Annotated in this window: 3 protein-coding genes; 2 read left to right on the plus strand and 1 reads right to left on the minus strand. The window is 64.9% G+C overall.

What is annotated here, in order from left to right:
* The coding region (gene uvrA / locus AC1VAN_RS14585) for an excinuclease ABC subunit UvrA (RefSeq protein WP_480986063.1) at window positions 1-2844 on the minus strand (2844 nt) is incomplete at its 3' end.
* Window positions 2845-3161: 317 nt separating this feature from the next.
* On the opposite strand from uvrA, the gene rplU reads away from it, so the two are divergent.
* Both rplU and rpmA read left to right on the plus strand, forming a co-directional pair.
* Window positions 3162-3479 (plus strand): 50S ribosomal protein L21, encoded by a 318-nt coding sequence (gene rplU / locus AC1VAN_RS14590; RefSeq protein ID WP_004148331.1) that lies wholly within the window; start codon window positions 3162-3164, stop codon window positions 3477-3479.
* Between the two features lie 11 nt (window positions 3480-3490).
* Window positions 3491-3754 carry a 50S ribosomal protein L27 gene (rpmA, locus tag AC1VAN_RS14595; RefSeq protein ID WP_176021379.1) on the plus strand — a complete coding sequence of 88 codons (264 nt, stop codon included), beginning with the start codon at window positions 3491-3493 and terminating at the stop codon, window positions 3752-3754.
* Window positions 3755-3805 lie beyond the last annotated feature (51 nt).

The following is a 3805-nucleotide window of genomic DNA, read 5'->3' on the forward strand; positions in this document are numbered from 1 at the left end:
GTCACCAGGATGGTGCCGCCGCGATGACCGCCTTCCGGACCCAGGTCGACGATCCAGTCCGCGGTCTTGATGACGTCCAGGTTGTGCTGTCACCAGGATGGTGCCGCCGCGATGACCGCCTTCCGGACCCAGGTCGACGATCCAGTCCGCGGTCTTGATGACGTCCAGGTTGTGCTCGATCACCACCACCGTGTTGCCCTCGTCGCGCAGCTTGTGCAGCACGCCGAGCAGCGCCTCGATGTCGTGGAAGTGCAGGCCGGTGGTCGGCTCGTCGAGGATGTACAGSGTGCGSCCGGTRYYGCGGCGCGACAGYTCYTKSGACAGCTTCACGCGCTGCGCTTCACCRCCSGACARSGTGGTCGCGCTCTGCCCCAGCTTGATGTAGCTCAGGCCGACATCAACCAGGGTCTCCAGTTTGCGGGCGATGGACGGGACCGGTTCGAACAGCTTCAGTGCATCTTCGACGGTCATTTCCAGCACGTCGTTGATGTTGAAGCCCTTGTACAGGATCTCCAGCGTTTCGCGGTTGTAGCGCTTGCCATGGCAGACGTCGCAGGGCACGTACACGTCGGGCAGGAAGTGCATCTCGACCTTGAYCASGCCGTCGCCCTGGCAGGCCTCGCAGCGGCCGCCACGCACGTTGAAGCTGAAGCGTCCCGGCGAATAGCCGCGCGCACGCGATTCGGGCACCTGTGCGAACAGCTCGCGCAGCGGAGTGAACAAGCCGGTGTAGGTGGCCGGGTTCGAGCGCGGGGTGCGGCCGATCGGCGACTGGTCGATGTCCACCACCTTGTCGAACAGGTCCAGGCCATCGATCTCCTTGTACGGCGCGATCGGGTGCGAGGCGCCGTTGATCTCGTTGGCAGCCAGCGAGAACAGGGTGTCGTTGATCAGGGTTGACTTGCCCGAGCCGGACACACCGGTCACGCAGGTCAGCAGCCCTGCCGGGATGGCCAGGTCCACGCCTTTCAGGTTGTTGCCGGTGGCGCCACGCAGATGCAGCGTCATCTTCGGGTTCGGCTTGTGCCGGCGCGCCGGGATCTTGATCGCGCGCTTGCCCGACAGGTACTGGCCGGTCAGCGAACGCGGCGCATCCAGGAGGTCCTGCAGGCTGCCCTGGCCGACGATCTCACCGCCGTGCACGCCCGCACCCGGACCGATGTCCAGCACGTAGTCGGCCAGGCGGATCGCATCTTCGTCGTGCTCGACCACGATCACCGTGTTGCCAAGGTCGCGCAGGCGGGTGAGGGTGCCCAGCAGGCGCTCGTTGTCGCGCTGGTGCAGGCCGATGGACGGCTCATCGAGCACGTACATCACGCCCACCAGACCAGCACCGATCTGGCTGGCCAGGCGGATGCGCTGTGCCTCGCCACCGGACAGGGTGTCGGCCTTGCGCTCCAGGGTCAGGTAATCCAGGCCGACGTCGACCAGGAAGCCGAGGCGTTCGCCGATCTCCTTGACGATCTTCGCGGCGATCTCGCCACGCCAGCCCGGCAGGCTCAGTTCACTGAAGAACTTCAGGGCTTCATCGATCGGCAGCACCACCAGTTCCGGCAGCGGGCGGTCGGCCACGAACACGTTGCGTGCGGCCTTGTTCAGGCGCGCGCCGTTGCACTCGGGGCAGGCATGTTCGCTGATGTACTTGCCCAGCTCTTCCTGCACCGCCGCCGATTCGGTTTCCTTGTAGCGGCGTTCGAGGTTGGGAATGATGCCTTCGAAGCGGTGCTTGCGCTGGGTGCGGCCACCGGCCTCGGTGAAGTAGGTGAAGGTGATCGCATCCTCGCCGCTGCCGTACAGCACGGCCTGCTGCACCTTTGCCGGCAGCGAGTTCCACGCCGCGTCGGTGTCGAACTTGTAGTGCTTGGCCAGCGAGGCGATCAGCTGGAAGTAATAGGCATTGCGGCGATCCCAACCACGCACGGCACCGGCCGCCAGCGACAGCTCCGGATGCACCACCACGCGCGAGGGGTCGAAGAACTCGGCCATACCCAGCCCGTCGCAGCCGGGGCAGGCGCCCATCGGTGCGTTGAACGAAAACAGGCGCGGCTCCAGTTCCGGCAGCGAGTAGTCGCAGACCGGGCAGGAATACTTGGACGAGAACAGGGTAGGGGTTGCAGCGGCATCGTCCAGCGACTGCACCGACGCCATGCCATCACCCAGCTTCAGGGCGGTTTCGAAGCTCTCGGCCAGGCGCTGCTTGATGTCTTCGCGCGGGCGGAAGCGATCGATCACCGCTTCGATGGTGTGCTTCTGGCGCAGCGCCAGCGGCGGCACCGCGTCGATTTCGTACAGTTCGCCATCCACGCGTACACGCACGAAGCCCTGTGCGCGCAGCTGGTCGAACACCTGCGCGTGCTCGCCCTTGCGGTCGCGGATCACCGGCGCCAGCAGCATGTAGCGCTGTTCCGGGTCCAGCGTCAGCATATGGTCGACCATCTGGCTGACCGTCTGCGCTTCCAGCGGATAGCCGTGGTCGGGGCAACGCGGCGTGCCGACGCGTGCATACAACAGGCGCAGGTAGTCGTAGATCTCGGTGATGGTGCCGACCGTCGAGCGCGGGTTGTGCGAGGTCGACTTCTGCTCGATSGAGATCGCCGGCGACAGGCCTTCGATATGGTCCAGGTCCGGCTTTTCCATCACGCTCAGGAACTGCCGCGCGTACGCCGACAGGGACTCGACGTAACGCCGCTGACCCTCGGCATAGATGGTGTCGAACGCCAGCGAMGACTTGCCCGAGCCGGACARGCCGGTGATCACGATCAGTTTGTCGCGGGGCAGGTCGAGGTCGATGTTCTTGAGGTTGTGCGTCCGCGCGCCGCGGATGCGGATGAAATCCATCGCCATGGGGAATCCGGTTGTGGGGGCGTGGCTGGGCCGCCGGGCCAGCGATAGGGCGGCAATCGGTCAGCCTACCGAGGTGACCAGATGGGGGCAATGGGCGACAATGCCAGCCCGGTGTCTCACCCGGTGAGACCGCCTGTCAGGCAGGGGTCAGATCCCTTTTCGCCGTGTGAAAAGGGATCCGACCCCTGCCTGGGGGCCCCCGGGCCGTTCAGGGGGTTGACTTGACCCGTCCGGGCCCCTCTGCGTACAATCCCGCTCCTGTCCGCCCTCGACGGCGGCAGTCCATAGACCACAATAACTACAGAGGAAGTCTGGTCATGTACGCAGTACTGGTCACCGGCGGTAAGCAATACCGCGTGGCGCAGGGCGAAAAGCTCCGCATTGAAAAGCTCGAAGTCGAAGTCGGCAGCGAGATCAAGTTCGACAACATCCTGCTGCTCGGCGACAGCGATGGCATCAAGATCGGCGACGCCCTGAGCGGCGCTGCGGTCACCGCCACCGTCCTGTCCCAGGGTCGTGCTGACAAGGTCCGGATCATCAAGTTCCGTCGCCGTAAGCACCACATGAAGCGCCAGGGTCACCGTCAGTACTACACCGAAATCGAGATCACCGGCATTGCCGGTGGCAGCAAGTAAGGAGATAGGTCATGGCACATAAAAAAGGCGTAGGCTCTTCGCGCAACGGTCGCGACTCCAACCCGAAGTACCTCGGCGTCAAGATCTTCGGCGGCCAGGCCATCGAAGCAGGCAACATCATCGTGCGTCAGCGCGGCACCCAGTTCCACCCGGGTGCCGGCGTCGGCCTCGGCCGTGACCACACCCTGTTCGCCCTGACGGACGGCAAGGTGGAGTTCACCGTGAAGGGCCCGAAGAAGCGTCGCACCGTCAGCGTCGTCTCGGTCGAAGCCTGATAAGGCTGCGTCCGGCGCCCATGCCTCGGCATGGCCGTGCTGGATGAAGAG

It is taken from the genome of Stenotrophomonas sp. 05L44_2, from assembly GCF_056665995.1.

Excerpts from the sequence above, each read along its gene's own strand:
- rplU (WP_004148331.1), top strand. The coding sequence starts at position 3,162 with ATGTACGCAGTACTGGTCACCGGCGGTAAGCAATACCGCGTGGCGCAG.
- rpmA (WP_176021379.1), top strand. The coding sequence starts at position 3,491 with ATGGCACATAAAAAAGGCGTAGGCTCTTCGCGCAACGGTCGCGACTCC.